General features: G+C 26.8%; 13 protein-coding genes. 3 read left to right on the top strand and 10 right to left on the bottom strand.

The features are described from left to right. Positions 1-102 precede the first annotated feature (102 nt). Positions 103-1371 (bottom strand): CdaR family protein, encoded by a 1269-nt coding sequence (locus tag BEN51_RS01465; RefSeq protein ID WP_119864334.1) that lies wholly within the window; start codon positions 1369-1371, stop codon positions 103-105. Then, positions 1341-2195, bottom strand: a complete 855-nt coding sequence (gene cdaA / locus BEN51_RS01460; protein WP_119864333.1) for a diadenylate cyclase CdaA — start codon at positions 2193-2195, stop codon at positions 1341-1343. Before cdaA ends, BEN51_RS01465 begins: the two co-directional genes overlap by 31 nt. Positions 2196-2364: 169 nt before the next feature. Between cdaA and BEN51_RS01455 the strand changes: the two genes are divergently transcribed. Both BEN51_RS01455 and BEN51_RS01450 read left to right on the top strand, forming a co-directional pair. After that, a complete protein-coding gene (locus BEN51_RS01455) occupies positions 2365-3348 on the top strand; it encodes a hypothetical protein (RefSeq protein WP_119864332.1) in 984 nt (327 codons plus the stop codon). Positions 3349-3419: 71 nt separating this feature from the next. After that, positions 3420-3995 (top strand): cell wall hydrolase, encoded by a 576-nt coding sequence (locus BEN51_RS01450; protein WP_119864331.1) that lies wholly within the window; start codon positions 3420-3422, stop codon positions 3993-3995. 178 nt (positions 3996-4173) lie between these two features. Here BEN51_RS01450 and iadA read toward each other — a convergent pair whose 3' ends face one another. The 8 genes from iadA to BEN51_RS01410 form a co-directional block, all read right to left on the bottom strand. Further along, positions 4174-5346 (bottom strand): beta-aspartyl-peptidase, encoded by a 1173-nt coding sequence (iadA, locus tag BEN51_RS01445; RefSeq protein WP_119864330.1) that lies wholly within the window; start codon positions 5344-5346, stop codon positions 4174-4176. A gap of 17 nt (positions 5347-5363) precedes the next feature. Beyond that, positions 5364-6509, bottom strand: coding sequence for a tetratricopeptide repeat protein (locus tag BEN51_RS01440; RefSeq protein WP_119864329.1), 1146 nt, complete (start codon positions 6507-6509; stop codon positions 5364-5366). Between the two features lie 130 nt (positions 6510-6639). Then, positions 6640-8259: a phosphoenolpyruvate--protein phosphotransferase gene (ptsP, locus tag BEN51_RS01435; RefSeq protein ID WP_119864328.1), complete on the bottom strand. Its 1620-nt coding sequence runs from the start codon at positions 8257-8259 to the stop codon at positions 6640-6642. Positions 8260-8503: 244 nt separating this feature from the next. Next, a complete protein-coding gene (locus tag BEN51_RS01430; RefSeq protein ID WP_119864327.1) occupies positions 8504-9541 on the bottom strand; it encodes a ribonucleotide-diphosphate reductase subunit beta in 1038 nt (345 codons plus the stop codon). Between the two features lie 31 nt (positions 9542-9572). After that, entirely contained in the window at positions 9573-11804 is a 2232-nt protein-coding gene (locus BEN51_RS01425; RefSeq protein WP_119864326.1) for a ribonucleoside-diphosphate reductase subunit alpha, read from the bottom strand. Between the two features lie 171 nt (positions 11805-11975). After that, the gene (locus tag BEN51_RS01420) at positions 11976-12350 is read right to left on the bottom strand and encodes a Spx/MgsR family RNA polymerase-binding regulatory protein (RefSeq protein WP_119864325.1); all 375 of its coding nucleotides are present in this window, start codon (positions 12348-12350) and stop codon (positions 11976-11978) included. A gap of 15 nt (positions 12351-12365) precedes the next feature. Beyond that, the gene (locus BEN51_RS01415; RefSeq protein ID WP_236906233.1) at positions 12366-14138 is read right to left on the bottom strand and encodes a sensor histidine kinase; all 1773 of its coding nucleotides are present in this window, start codon (positions 14136-14138) and stop codon (positions 12366-12368) included. Further along, complete coding sequence (locus BEN51_RS01410; protein WP_119864324.1) at positions 14128-14817, bottom strand: response regulator transcription factor; 690 nt, start codon at positions 14815-14817, stop codon at positions 14128-14130. The genes BEN51_RS01415 and BEN51_RS01410 overlap by 11 nt, the downstream gene beginning before the upstream one ends. Positions 14818-15015: 198 nt before the next feature. Here BEN51_RS01410 and BEN51_RS01405 point away from each other — a divergent pair, with 198 nt between their 5' ends. Continuing rightward, the gene (locus BEN51_RS01405) at positions 15016-15876 is read left to right on the top strand and encodes a YitT family protein (RefSeq protein ID WP_207652788.1); all 861 of its coding nucleotides are present in this window, start codon (positions 15016-15018) and stop codon (positions 15874-15876) included. Positions 15877-16061 lie beyond the last annotated feature (185 nt).

Raw genomic sequence — 16061 nt, 5'->3', positions numbered from 1 at the left:
TAAAAATACAGTGTCGAGTTATCTCCACTCCTAACTCCTAACTCCTAACTCCTAACTACTAATTACTAACTCCTAACTACTAACTCCACACTCCTAACTAATTCATTCTCCTTGGTTTCTATCTGTTTCTTGTGGACTTCCCTGGGTTGGAACTTCTGCTTCTTTTGTTATTTTAAAACTTACTGGTTCTATATAATCTAAGCCATATTCTGAAGTTATACCTTCAATAGTAATTTTAGGTGCCTTTTCAAAAGAACCCTCTTTAGTATAACCGCTTAAATCTAAACTAGCTCTTATATTATTTTCATTTATATTTTTTATATCTGTTTCATAACCGCTAATTATAACTCTTATTTTATCTTTATTAGGAGTAATATTTAATCCTTCTACTAATCCACTAGTAGTAAAAGTTACATTAAAATCTTTAGTTATATATTTTATTACTTCTACAGTAACCCTTATATATTCTTCTCCTTCTGATACAGTGGTATTTTCTGGAGCAATAATTTTAAGAAATACTTCTTTGTTCGCCGTTATTGTTGATAAATCTAGTGGTTCAGTAGAAACCTCATTTACTCCATCAATTACTTCCTTTTCTCCTAATAATTCCACAGTCTCTTTATTTTGTTTTAAAGAACTAAGCTTTAGTTTATTTGGAAGTTCTCCAATAGTTGGAATATTAACTTTAACAGATTTTCCCTTACTTACTTTTATTTCTACTTTTGCGGTTTCTTGTGATAAATATATCCCTGTTAATTCTTTTCCTTCATCATCTATAGGAATTATTTTATATTCTGCTGAAATATTTTCATAAGCATCATTTATATTATCTTTTACAACTACTTTATTTACCATATTTACATAAGACTCTGCCCCGCTTATCTTAACTGTCTCTGGAGTAATCACCGCTGCTGCTGCAAAATAGCCAAGCCTTGGAGTAATATTAATATTTGATTCAATATTTATTGTCTTTTCTAAATAATTATCTATATTAATAGAAACTGTTAATGCATTTGTATTTTTTATACTTACCGAAACTGGATAGTCTACTATTGATACTGGAACTTTATTTACACCTTTTTTCCATGCATATTCAGCTAAATCTACTTGTACCTTAAAATCGCTTCTTTTTATTTGATTTATATCAGCAGTATTACCTTCAACTTTTAAAGTAATATATAATTCCTGTCCTGGAACTACTGCCAAATTTGAAGCTTTTAACGCCTCTTCATTAATTAACTCAACTGGTATTTTATTTATTTCTGTAGTTCTTATTTTATTTTCTACGTTAGTTACATATATCCATAGAGCCACAGATAATATAGTACATATTATTATTATTATTCCTTTATCTTTTTTATCTTTATCCAAGATTTCACCTTCTCTCCAGCTGACTTAACATTTTTCTTTTCTTTGTTTTTAAGGAGATGTAACAAAATTATTCTTAATTTTTCTGCATCATAATTTCTTGTTAGCTTTCCATTAATAGCCAGTGAAATTATCCCGGTTTCTTCTGACACTATAATATTTATTGAATCAGACACTTCTGATAAACCTATAGCTGCTCTATGTCTTGTTCCTAATTTTTTATCTATTTTGTCATTATTGGTTAAGGGCAAGACACATCCTGATGCAATTATTCTATCTTTTCTTATTATAGTTGCACCATCATGGAGAGGGGTATTAACTACAAATATATTTTCTAATAAATTAGATGAAATCTTTGCATCTAAAATAGTTCCTGTACCTAATATTTCTCCTAAACCTGTTGCTTGTTCAATTACTAATAGAGCTCCTGTTTTACTATCTGATAAATTCTTTACTGCTGTAACTATTTCGTTTATTACAATACTTCTTTCTTCTTGATCTTCTATATTATAAACTTCATCAAAGGCCCTTCTTCCAATATGCTCTAATACCCTCCTAATTTCCGGCTGAAAAATAATAACCACTGATATTAATCCTACAGTCAAAGTTTTATTTAATATAAAGTTTACAACCTCTAAGTTTAGTAAATAACTTACAGGAATTAAAAATACCATAAACATTATTCCCTTTAATAATTGTTCAGCCCTGGTACCTCTTATTAACATATATCCTTTATAAAATAAATAGGCAACAACTGCTATATCTAAAATAGATGATATTGATATATTTTTAATTGTATTTGTAATAAATATACTTATATCTTGCAAAAGAAGCTCCTCCTAATTTCCTATATATTTTAATTATACACCAAATTTATGATATCTAATTACATCACTTTAATTCTTTTTTAAATTTTAATTTAATTTTAATAATATTTATTACTCTATTCTAATATATATATATTTATGTAAAGAGATTTTTAAGGAGTGATAATTTTTGCACATTTCTTCTAATAATTCTAACAAAATAGATAGACATTTAGTAATAAGTATTTTCCTAATATTTTTATTCATCTTTTTCTTATTTATATACTTTTACAACAATAATTTAAATAAAAATCCTTTAATCGTTATTACTAAAAAACTAAACACTATTAACGAAAAAGTTATAAAAAATTTTTCTAATCATACTGAAGATATTAATCTACTTAATGATAGTTTGGTAGAAAGTGTAGAACTTCTGAAAAACATTTCTGAAGAAATTGATGTGGATAAAAATAATTTTTTCTCTCAAAATAAAGAGTTGCAATTATTATTAAATAACTCTATAGCAGCTAATATATATCTTTATGATGATTTAAATTATCTTCTTGTAAATTCAAAAAAAGTAAATTCTAACTATGACTTAAATAAATTTTTAACTCTTAAAGAAAATTGCATAAATTATTATTCTATTTTAAAAAAAGAATACAAACTAAATTTAAACTTTATTAACAAGTTAAATGATTATACCGATGAATATTATAATTTTTTAAACAAGCTTATTAAAAATAATAGAGATACTGCTTTTAAAGAAAAGCAAATAAATAAATTTCTAATAAAACTAGAAAATTTAAATAAGGAAATGGACTATTTAAACGAGGACTTAATGCCTTCAATTAATAAAATAAGAGAAGAAAAGGACGATTTATCTATAATTTTAGATGATTTATATAAAAAAGAAGAAAAACTTGTTTCTATAAAAAACGATTTATACTCTATATCTATACCAGAAGGATATGATGAACTATATGTCATTTTAAATGAATATTTTAATCTCTACGCAGCTTATTTAAGTTCGATGAAAAGTGCTGTAATTTACGAAAAAAGTTGTTCAAATTTTGAAGATTATTCTAAAGAAATATCAAAAAAATACAAGAATGCCTCCTTAAAAAGAGAAGATACTCTAGAAGTTTATTCTAAATATTTAAAACTTTTATAAAAAAAATAGTATTATTTTTTTTAACTTGGTAATACTAATTTTTGATTATTGTAACAAATAGGAGGTTAAAAATGAAATATTTAAGAAAAATATTTATCTTATGCACTCTCCTAATATTTTCAGCAGAAATAACTACTTTTGCTTCAACTAAAATTGAAAATAATAATATGGCAAGTAATATAAAAAATATAAATATAAATGATAACATAATAAATAATGCATCACCAGATGCAGATGAGGTAGTTGAGGTTTTTAACTATAATGATAATAAAATTTATTTAACTGAATACGACATTAATTTAATGGCACAAGTTGTATATGCTGAAAGTAAAGGAGAGCCCTATGAGGGTAAGGTGGCGGTAGCTTCTGTTATTTTAAACAGAGTATTAAGTCCAGGTTTTCCAAATAGCATAGAAGAGGTAGTTTTTCAACCAAATGCCTTTTCTTGTGTTATTGATGGAAAAATATCAGTTACTCCAACCCAAGAATGTTATGATGCTGTTTACGATGCTATAAGAGGTAATGACCCAACGAATGAAGCATTATTCTTTTATAATCCAGAAACAGCAACCTGCTCATGGATGACAAATATTGAAAAAACACAAAGCACATCCATAGGCAGACACTTATTTTTTAATACAAAATAGCTTAGCATAGGCAATATGTAAAATTCAAATTGCAAAGTGTACAATTAAGCTTGATTTTCAGCTAAACTGAAAATCTAAAATATCAAACAGAAAGGAACTGTCGCTGCCAGTTCCTTTTTATTATTATATAAACTTTTATAAGTGATATTCATTTTGCATTGTAAATTATGAATTGGATTTATTCAAAATTTCCTTTTACTACAGCCTTACCATTCTCAACTAAAATTTTTCCTTTTGCAATTACCATCTCTATATCTAATGTATCTTCTCTAACTAAGACTAAATCTGCATCCTTTCCTTCTTCAATAATTCCTTTATTCTTTAAGGCTAATATTTCTGCTGGATTTTTAGTTATAACTCTTATAGCATTATCTATACTTACATTATATTTTTTAATAGCTGCTTTTACTTCATCATATAAACTCGATACATTACATATGCCAAGCTTTGTTAAATTTCCACCTTCATCATATAATGGCATACTTCCGTTCCCATCAGAAGAAAAAGTAATATTATCTATATTTACTCCTCTATCAATTAGAATTCTTAAGCCTTCACTAGCTCTTAGTTCTCCTGGCTCTAAATTATCTGGATCTGAACTTGTTGTTAGATCAATAAATCCTCCCCTTTTAGTATACTCTTCAGCTGACTTAAATAATGTTCTACTTCTATTTATATGAGTTGGTAATAACTGCTTTGGTGTAATTTCTGTCTCTTCTATTAATTTAAATAAGTAATCTAATTTTCTTTTTCCATCACCTAAATGAACATTGACTATTCCAGCTTTACCTGATAATATTCCTCCCACCCTTGCTTGTGCTACTACATTTAAAAAAGCTTCATAGCTAGGTTGTGAACTTCTGTGATCTGATAAAGCTACTTCTCCAACTCCAATTATTTTATCTAACATCATAATATCTGCTTGTATACTATCTGTTATAGTCTTAACTGGTATATCATAAGAACCTGTATAACAAAAGGTTGTTATTCCTTCCTCTTCTAATGCATTTGCCTTAGCTATCAAACTCCTCATATCCCTACAAACACCATCTGTTCCTATACAGCCTACAACAGTGGTAATTCCAGCCTTAGTTAAATCGGAAAATTTTATTTCAGGTGTTCTTCTTCTAAATCCACCTTCTCCACCAGCTCCATTTATATGAACATGATTGTCTATAAAGCCTGGAAAAAGTAGTTTACCATTACCGTTTATAAGATTAATTTTTATAAAATCTGCTGGAATTTTTATATTATCATAAATTCCTTCTATTTTATCTCCACATAGTACTACGTCTTTTATTCCTTCGTAGTCTGGGGAGTAAACTTTTATGCCCTTTATTATGGTTAGCATTTTATCAACTCCTATAATCAGCTGTTTAATATTGTATTTATATTTTGATTATTATAAATAGATTTAGGATATTTATCTGCTAATTCTTTTGCATATTTTTTGCTTTTATTAATATCTATATCTTTATAAATCAAAGCCATTCTATAATAAGCCTCTTGACTATAATTGCCATAATCATATTTTAATAGATATTCATCGAAATATTTTATAGCGTATTCTACTTCATTAAGTCTATCGTAAGAAGAAGCTAATAAAAATAATATATCATCATGTAAATGATTATTTTCTGCTGAATTTAAGGTTATTATTAATAAATCTTTAGAAGCTTTATAATTTTCTTCCTCAAAATATGTACTTGCTTTTTCATAATTGCTTTGAATTTCTTCATTAGTCAAAGGAGTAACTTTATTTTCTTCTTTTAAATTATCACTTTCTTCCTTATTATTCTCCTCAGCAGCTTTATTATTCTCTTTAATTTCTCTATTATTTTCTTCCTCTTCCTTATTTTCAGTTTTGCTTTTATCTTCATAGATTAATTCATTCTTTTCTCTATTTATTATTTTATTTATTAATCCACTTTTATAGCTTATTGTTATTGCTGTAATAATAAAAATTAATAATAATAGTGGCACAAATATTTTTGTATTAGATTTTACTTCTAAAAATTCATTTATTTCTTTATATATTTTTTTAGCTGTTGAGTTATTTTTATCTATAGATAAGACTTTATTTAAATATAATTTACTGTTATCATAGTCTCCTTTTCTTAAATAACATAAGGCTAATAGATTATTTACTTTAATCATATTAAAATCACTTTCACTGCATATTAATAATCTTTCTATAGCTTCATTTATTGCTAGGTTATTTACTAATCTTTCTGCCTCTTTAAATAATTTTTCTCTGCTTTCATCTTTATAAGAATCATTTAAATATGTTTTGGCTATTGAATCATTATTGTAATCTTTATTAATTTTCCAGGCAGCAACAGCACCATTTAAATCTCCCTTTAAATATAAAAGAAGACCTTTTAAGTTTAAAAGATTTGAATTTTTTAAATCAAGGGAAATTCCCTTTTCACATACTTCTAAGGCTTTATCTATTTCACCCTTATTATATAAATCTAATGCCTTGTTATAATATTTTTTATTTTCGTCCCTCATAATTACCTCTTTTATTGATAAATAATATTCACTATAGCTTTACAAAATATCATTATTTCTATTATCGTTTTTTTTATTAATTTCATTAATAAAAAAAGAAGATTGTAATCAATCTTCTTTTTTATATTTATTATTCTTGATCTAATATTATCTTCTTAGCAGTTAATATTGATGTTGCACTCATTGAGAATTCATCAAGTCCATACTCAACTAATGTTGGAATAGCATTTTCATCTCCTGCCATTTCTCCACACATTCCAACCCATTTTCCATGTTTATGTGCTCCATCTATAGTCATCTTTATTAATCTTAATACTGCTGGATGCATTGGATTGTAAAGGTATGATACCTTTTCGCTCATTCTATCTGCAGCTAAAGTATATTGAATTAAGTCGTTAGTTCCAATTGAGAAGAAATCAACATATTTAGCTAACTCATCAGCATATACAGCAGCTGCTGGTATTTCAACCATTATACCCCATTCTATATCTTCTGAGTAAGGAATTCCTTCAGCTCTTAATTCAGCCTTACATTCATCAACAAAAGCTTTAGCTTGTTGGAATTCTTCTAATCCAGAAATCATTGGGAACATTACTGCTAGTTGTCCATAAACTGATGCTCTTAGTAAAGCTCTTATTTGAACTCTAAATATATCTTTTCTATCTAAGCATAATCTTATAGCTCTATAACCTAAGAATGGATTCATTTCTTGTGGTAATGGTAAATATGGTAGAGTTTTATCTCCTCCGATATCAAGAGTTCTTATAACTACTTTCTTACCCTTCATTATTTCAAGAACTTTCTTATATGCTTCAAATTGTTCTTCTTCTGTTGGTGCAGAATCTCTATCCATATATAAGAATTCTGTTCTAAATAATCCAACTCCATCGCCACCATTTGCTAAAACAGCTTCAGCATCTGCTGGTGATCCTATGTTTCCACAAACTTCTATTCTTTTACCTGACTTAGTTACTGTTTTTACTTCAATAAGTTTCTTTAATTCTTCTTGTTCTTTTAAGAATTTATCTCTTTTAGCTGTATATTCATCAATAACTGATTGTTCAGGATTTATTATACATATTCCTTCGATACCATCTAATATTACTGTATCTCCGTTTTTAACTGAGGTTGTTATATCTTTAAGCCCTACTATAGCTGGTATTTCTAAAGTTCTTGCCATAATAGCTGAGTGAGATGTTCTTCCACCTATATTAGTTAAGAAACCAATAACTTTACTTCTATCTAGTTGAGCTGTATCTGATGGTGTTAAATCATGAGCAACAATTACAGTATTTTCTTCAACTGATGCTAAAGCATTTTCTCCTTTTCCGGCTAAGTTAGCAATAATTCTCTTTGAAACGTCTTTTATATCAGCAGCTCTTTCCTTCATATATTCATCTTCCATAGATTCAAATATCATTACAAAGGTATTTGTAACATTTTCAACTGCTTTCATAGCGTTTACACTATTTGCTTCTATTTCAGCTAACATACCACCAGTAAATTCTGGATCATCTAATAAGGTTAGATGTGCTTCAAAAACTTGTGCTTCATGCTCGCCAATTTCTGCTAGAGTTTTTTCTTTAATAGCTGTTAATTGTTCCTTTGACTTATCTAAAGCCTTTTGTAGAGTTTCCTTTTCTGCTTCTACATTAGTTACCTTAGCATCTGTTATTACTATTTCTTCATGTTCTTGTATAAATACTTTTCCTATTGCATAACCCTTAGATGCAGCTATACCTTTTTTCATTACTGAAATTCCTCCTTAAAATTAGCTATAAAATAAAAAATTACATTTAAGTACTCTTTCCTTTTTCAAATCATACTGAACTAATTATATCACATTTTCAATATATGTTAACTATAAATATTCAGATTTTTTATAATTTTTGTGTTTTTTGTCTTATAAATTTATAATTTGTATATAATTTTTTATTAAGGTATAATTTTTCGAAAAAAATATGTAATTTTTTTCTACATTTAACAGCAATATTTTATAAATCATCAATTAATGCTGCTGCTTTTGCATAGGCAGTAGACCTTGCTTCAAAAAAGTCCGTTTTTACAGAATTTGCATCAGCTAGTATATCTACCCACTTAGCTGGATTTTCATTATATCCTTCATATATATAATCAAAACCAATTGCTTTCATTCTTATATTACCTAAATATTTTATATAACTATTTATAAGTTCCTTATTTATACCTTGAATTTTATCTCCTATAACATAGTGTCCCCACTCTATTTCGTTTTTCACCCCTTCTTTCATCATTTCTACTAATTCTCTTTTAATAGTTTCTGTAAAAATTTCAGGATTTTCTGTTTGTAATTCTTTTATTATGTTTCTAAATAACCAAAGATGTGTATTTTCATCTCTATTTATATATCTAATTACTTGAGCAGAACCTGGCATTTTTTTATTTCTTTCTAAATTATAGAAGAACATAAATCCTGAATAAAAATATATTCCTTCAAGAATATAATTTGCCATTATAGTTTTTAATAAGTTTTCAGTATTAGGATTATTAATAAAATTATTATATAAATCCCCTATAAATTTATTTCTTTTTAATAAAATCTCATCATCTTTCCATTGGTAAAGAATTTCATTTCTTTTTTCTGGCGAGCAAATTGTATCTAACATATAACTATAACTTTGTGAATGAACGGCTTCTTGAAAGGCTTGAATTGTTAAGCATAGATTTATTTCACTTGCAGTTATATAATTATTTATATTTGATAGATTTGCTGTCTGTATTGAATCTAAAAAGATTAAAAATGATAGTATCTTATCGTAGGCTATCCTTTCCTCTTCTGTCAATTTATCATTATAGTCTTTTAAATCTTGAGATAAGTTTATTTCTTCCGGTATCCAAAAATTATTCATTCCCTGCCTATACCAATTTGAAACCCAAGTATATTTCATATTATTAAAATCATTTAAATTAGTAGTATTACCATTTATTATCCTTTTTTTTGATATTTCTGTATCTCCAAATTCATTAAATAACGGCTTCTTATTTATATTCATCTTATTTTCCCCCTTATTCATTAGCAGATTATTATGCTGAACAGCTTTCACAATCGCTTACTGATAAAGATTTTGATCTTACATAATATATTGATTTTACTCCCACCTTACAAGCTTCAATATATAAGTTCATTATTTGTCTCATTGTGTAATTATTTGTTATATAAAGATTGAAGGACTGTCCTTGATCTATATGTCTTTGTCTTATTCCATTAATTTGAACAGACCACTTTTGATCTATATTATAAGCAGAATTATAGTACCAATAATTTCTTTCATTTAAGTTTGGAGCAGTTTTAGGAATTATGCTTCCTTTCTTTTCTTCCAACCAAAATCTTAAAATTACTGGATCAACACCTTCTGACGTTCCTGCAATAGTTGCTGTAGAACCATTAGGAGCAATGGCGATTAAATAGCCATTTCTTATTCCATGCTTATTTACTTCTTCTCTTAACTCATTCCAAGCTTCTGATTTATATCCCCTTAGGTCAAAATACTCTCCACTTTCCCAATCTGAACCTTCAAAGTAGGAATAAGCTCCCTTTTCCTTTGCAATATTGTTACTTGCCTTTATAGCATAATAGTTTATTTTTTCATAAACCTTATCTGCAAAATCCTTATGTTTTTCATCAGTCCAGTGAAGCATATTATTTACAAGCATATGATGATATCCGCTTGTTCCAAGACCTATTGATCTATATCTTTTATTGGTTACCTCTGCAAAAGGAACTGCATAATAATTTAAATCAATAACATTATCCATGGCTCTTATTTGTGTTTCTACTACATAAGATAATTCCTCATCATTATTTATATCTACATTTCCAAGAACAATTGAAGATAAATTACATACAACAAAATCTCCAGCATTAATTTTTTCTACAATTACTTTATCTCCATTTTCATCTATTATTTCTGATTGCTGAATATCCATAGGGCTCATATTTTGCATTATTTCAGTACAAAGATTTGATGAATATATCATACCCTTATGTTTATTTGGGTTCATTTTATTTACTGTATCTCTAAAGAAAGCAAAAGGTGTACCTGTTTCTGCTGCACTTTTTATTATCAGTCTAACTATATCCTTAACTGGCATAACTCTTTTGCTTATTCTGTCATCTTCTACACATTCGTAATACTTCTTTTCCCACTCTTCACCATAATAATCTTCTAGTGAATAGCCTTTAATTAATTTTATCTCATGAGGGCACATCATATACCAATTGGCATCTATATCATTTTCTGCAAGCTTCCAAAACAAATTTGGATAACATATTCCTGGAAAGATATCATGTGCTTTTTTTCTATCATCTCCATTATTTGTTTTTATTTGAAGAAAATCTGGTATATCTTTATGCCATATGTCTAGCCATATTGCTACTGATCCATTTCTAACTCCTAATTGATCTACTGCTATAGCTGTATCATTAAATAATTTTATCCATGGTATAACTCCACCAGAAGCCCCTTTAAATCCTCTTATTGGTGAACCAGATGCTCTAACCTTTCCAATGTATATTCCCATTCCACCGCCAAATTTTGATACTTCTGCAAAATTGTCTAAGGATTTATAAATTCCCTTTAGGCTGTCCTCTACTGTATCTATAAAGCAGGAACTTAACTGATAGAAAGGTTTTCTTGCATTTGACATTGTTGGCGTTGCCATTGTTGCCTTTAAAGAACTTAAAACATTATAAAATCTCTTAGCCCATTCCACTCTTATTTCTTTTTTCTCTGGGATTGCTAAATGCATAGCTATTCCCATAAACATCTGTTGAGGTAATTCTAAAATACTTCTATCATAATCTTGAATTAAATACCTGCTTGCTAAAAGATTAATACCACTATAAGTAAAAAGAAAATCTCTTTCTGGCTTAATTTCTTTTTCTAATTCTAAAATTTCTTCTTTACTATAGTTTTCTAATATATATTTTCCATAAAGGCCCTTCTCTGTTAGTTCTAAAATAAACTCATATAAATTACTATACAATTTTTTTTCTTCTAAAATACCTCTTTTTTCTTTAATATTGTCATAAATTTTAAGGACAAATAATTTTGCTGCTGCAAATTGCCAATCTGGTTCCATATCAGAGGTTAATTCTAAGGCTATCTGTATTACTGAATCTCTTATTTCTTCATTAGTCATATTTGGTCTTATTATGTTTTTTAATGCTTTTATAAGTTTCTCTTCTGTATATATTCCTCTATTCTTATCTATCCCGTCTAAAGCCGCTTTGCAAATATTATTCAAATAACTCATTACAATTCCTCCCACAATATATAGTATATCTCTCTAATTTCATCCACAATTCTCACACAACATATTGTTATTATAGTTTGATTTTTCCCTCTTGTAAAACATGATAAATTATCCCAATATAAAAAGAAATGGAGATATTAATAAATATCTCCATTTCCCTTTCATTATTACTTATTGATAATTTTTATCTTTTACTAATCTTTCTTTCCATTCTTCTTCTTTAAAACCAACTAATACTGTATCACCATTAACTATTATAGGTCTTTTTACTAACATTCCATTTGATGATAGTATATCAAGTAATTCTTCTTCTCCAAGGGTTTTTACTTTATCTTTTAACTGCATTTCTCTATATAATACCCCTGAAGTATTAAAAAATTTATTTATTTTAAGACCACTTTTATTCAACCAATCTTTTAACTCTTCTCTTGTTGGATTTTCCTCTGATATATTTCTATCTATAAATTCTATATTATTTTCTTGTAAAAACTTTTTTGCTTTTTTACATGTTGTGCATTTTGGATATTCTATAAATAATACTGCCATATTCTTTCCTCCTTTTTATTGTTTTGGCAAGATAATAAATATTTTAAACATATCTCCCTCAACTTCTATATTAATACTTCCATTATGAAGTTCAACTATGCTTTTTGATATTGCTAAGCCTAAACCAGAACCTTCTACAGAAGAATTTCTAGACTTATCAGCTCTTGCAAATCTTTCAAACATTTCTTCAGCATTAAAATTCATTTCATAATTAGCAATATTTTTAAAAACTACTTCTACTGCATTTTCTTTGTCAATTACATCAATATATACTCTTGTATTGGCTAATGAATATTTTAATGCATTTACTATTATATTTTCAAACACTCTAGATATTAGTTTTCCATCTAAATCTACAAATATTTCTTCTGCATTAGAATTCACTTTAAATTCTATATTTTTTTCTTCATATAAGCTAGAATATTCCCCAACCCCTTGATATATTAATGAAATTATATCTAATTTTGATTTTTCAATCTTCATTTTTCCACTATTTAATTTTGAAACTTCAAACAAATCTTCTATTAATGATTGCAATCTCCTTGAGTTTTTTTCTAATATTCTTAAGTAATCTATTCTTTCTTGTTCTGTTATATTTTTATTATTTAGTATATTGACATAATTAATTATTGACGTAAGGGGTGTCTTTAAATCATGGGATACGCTTGAAATTAATTCAGTTTTTATTTTTTCATTTCTAACTTGTTCATTTAAAGCTATTTTATATCCAGTTTTTATTTTATTTATATTCTCTACTAGTTCCCTTACTTCTCTTTCTCCTATATCATCAAGGGTATAATCAAAATCTCCTGAATTTATCTTTTTTAAGCCATCATTTATTATTGATATATCCAAGCTTTTCTTTAAGGAATATAAAACAGTTCCTAATGGAATAAGAATTAATATTAATGTTCCTTTAAAGGGATATCTAGTAAGAAATGTAACTAATATATTTTCATTTCTTATTCCTGCAACTAAATATAAATAAATTAATATAACTCCTATAGCTATTCCAAAGGATAGTAATATTTTGTTCCTTGTATTTTTATATTTTAATCCATATTTTAAAACATAAAACAGATTTTTAAATACTCTTATTTCTAAATGAAGGTTCTTTCTATAAAATAATAAATTTACAACAAGTTTTAAAAACAATATTAAAGTTAATATTGTAGCTCCAATAAGAACCTTTGCAGTAATTGATTCTGTTTTTATAAGATAAAAATATACTGATGGATGTCTATAATATATTTCAATATAATCTTCTATATTTCCCTTTTTTAAATTATCTGAGTTTATTTTTACATAATAATTATTAATTTTTTCATTATCTATTTTTACTGATACAAAGTCATACTCTTTTAAATACTCCTCTGTCTTTTTTTCTACTTCTTCTCTTGTTTTACTTTCATAAGGTATGCTTTCAAATAAATCCTGGTCATTTGTTGTGTATTCTCCCGTTTTTTTGTTGATTAATATATAAAAGATATTGCTATAATTTGAAGGACCTATAAATCTTTCGTTATCATATTTTATATCACTTATATCTTCAAGATTATTTGTATTTGCATATATATATTCAGAAATATCTTTGCTTTCGTAATATATCATTCCCTTAATATATTTTTCTTTATTTAATAATGCATCAAAAGTTCCTGCTCCAATTTCCACAAATTCATTATTAAGAGCTTGATAATAACCTATAAATATTGTTGGAACTAAAAATAGAAAAATTAGTATTTCTATTCCCCATATACCAGTTAAATAATTTTTTATCTTACTTTTCAATTTTATATCCAACTCCCCAAACAACCTTTATATATTCTGGATCTTTTGTATTTATTTCAATTTTTTCTCTTATTCTTCTTATATGGACAGTTACTGTATTTTCACTTCTATAAAAAGGCTCTTCCCATACTCTTTCATAAATTTCCTTAATTGAAAAAACCTTTCCTAAATTAGAAGCCAATAATTTTAATATTTTAAATTCCGTTGCTGTAACTTTTATCTCTTCTCCTCTTAAATAGACAGTTTTTTCTTTATTATTTATTACAAGATCTCTTACTGTTATTACGTCTTTATTTTCTCCCTCTATTTCTAAAGGCTTTTCATATCTTCTAAGCTGTGATTTTACCCTTGCTACAAGCTCTAAATTATTAAATGGCTTTGCTATGTAATCATCTGCCCCAACATTTAATCCTAATATTTTGTCACTATCTTCTCCTTTAGCTGAAAGCATTATTATAGGTAAATTTCTTTTTTCTCTTATTTTTAAACAGGTTTGTATCCCATCCATTTTAGGCATCATTATATCTAAAATTATAAGATGTACCTTTTCTCTCTCTAATATTTCTAGAGCTTCTACCCCATCTCCTGCCTTAAATACTTTTATTCCTTCTCCTCTTAAATATATTTCAATTGCATCTCTTATTTCTCTTTCATCATCTACAACTAAAACGTTAAACATATTATTCACCTCTTAAGTATATTATTTTATTAATATAGCGTTCTATAAATATAATAGCTTATATTATGTCAATTTGCTAAGGGCAATAATTACAATTTTATTAATATATAAATATAAATTTATAATTTTTTATTAACATATTTTTATATTTGATATATAATGCTTTATGTACATCAACAGAGAAATAGAGGAATTGATATGTTAATGAAATTTAAGATTAATAATCATATGATTATAGACTTTATACTCATTACCCTAGGCTGTTTTATAGCCTCAGCTGGTGTTAATATTTTTCTTGTAAATGCAGAACTTTTAAGTGGTGGAGTAACTGGTATAGCCCTTATTTTGCAATATTTATTTAATATACCATCTGGTATTTCTACCTTTCTTATAAATATACCTTTAATAATCTTAAGCTATAAGTTGTTAAGCAAAAGATTCACCATTTACACAACTATAGGTATGTCAGCTTCATCGCTATTTCTTGTATTAACAAATAATATACCAGACTTCTTTAAACTAGATGATACATTACTTTACTGTATCTATGGTGGAGTATTATGCGGATTAGGCTATGGATTAGTTTTTTCGAGAAACGGCTCTACTGGTGGTATTGATATAGTATCAATGATCCTAAGAAAAAGAAACTCTAATTTAGAAATTGGAAAGTTAGGCTTTACCTTTAATATCTTTATTATACTTCTAGCTGCAATAATATTTAACCCTTCAAAAGCCTTATATACTTTGATATTTATTTATATACAGGCTACAGTTTTAGACAAAGTTATTAGTGGATTTAATAGCAAAAAACTTTTATTAATTCTAACTGAGAAGGAAGAAGAAATTATTAAATATGTTATAAAAGATATGAATAGAGGAGTTACTTCCTTGATTGCTGAAGGTGAATATACTCATAACCTTAAAAAGATGCTTTATGTTGCTGTAACCACTCCTCAAATGGTACAGTTAAAGAGGAAGATATTAATGATAGATCCAAATGCCTTTATTACAATTATTGATGTTTCTGAAGTTAATGGGAAAGGATTTTATGGAATTTAAAATATAAAATGCATAATTTAAGTAATAATTCAGATTATCTGAATTATTACTTTTTTTATTGTTAAATATAGACTTATTAATTCATAACTATCATAAAGCAGGAATATTACTTTTATTTCTACAAAAGTCACTTCTTAATGAAACTAATAGAAAATTTATTATTATATAAAAAAAGACAAGATTTG

This window comes from Clostridium isatidis (assembly GCF_002285495.1).
Taxonomy (GTDB): Bacteria; Bacillota; Clostridia; order Clostridiales; family Clostridiaceae; genus Clostridium; species Clostridium isatidis.
The sequence above is the reverse complement of the archived record's forward strand: the minus strand, read 5'-3'. Positions and strand labels throughout refer to the sequence as shown.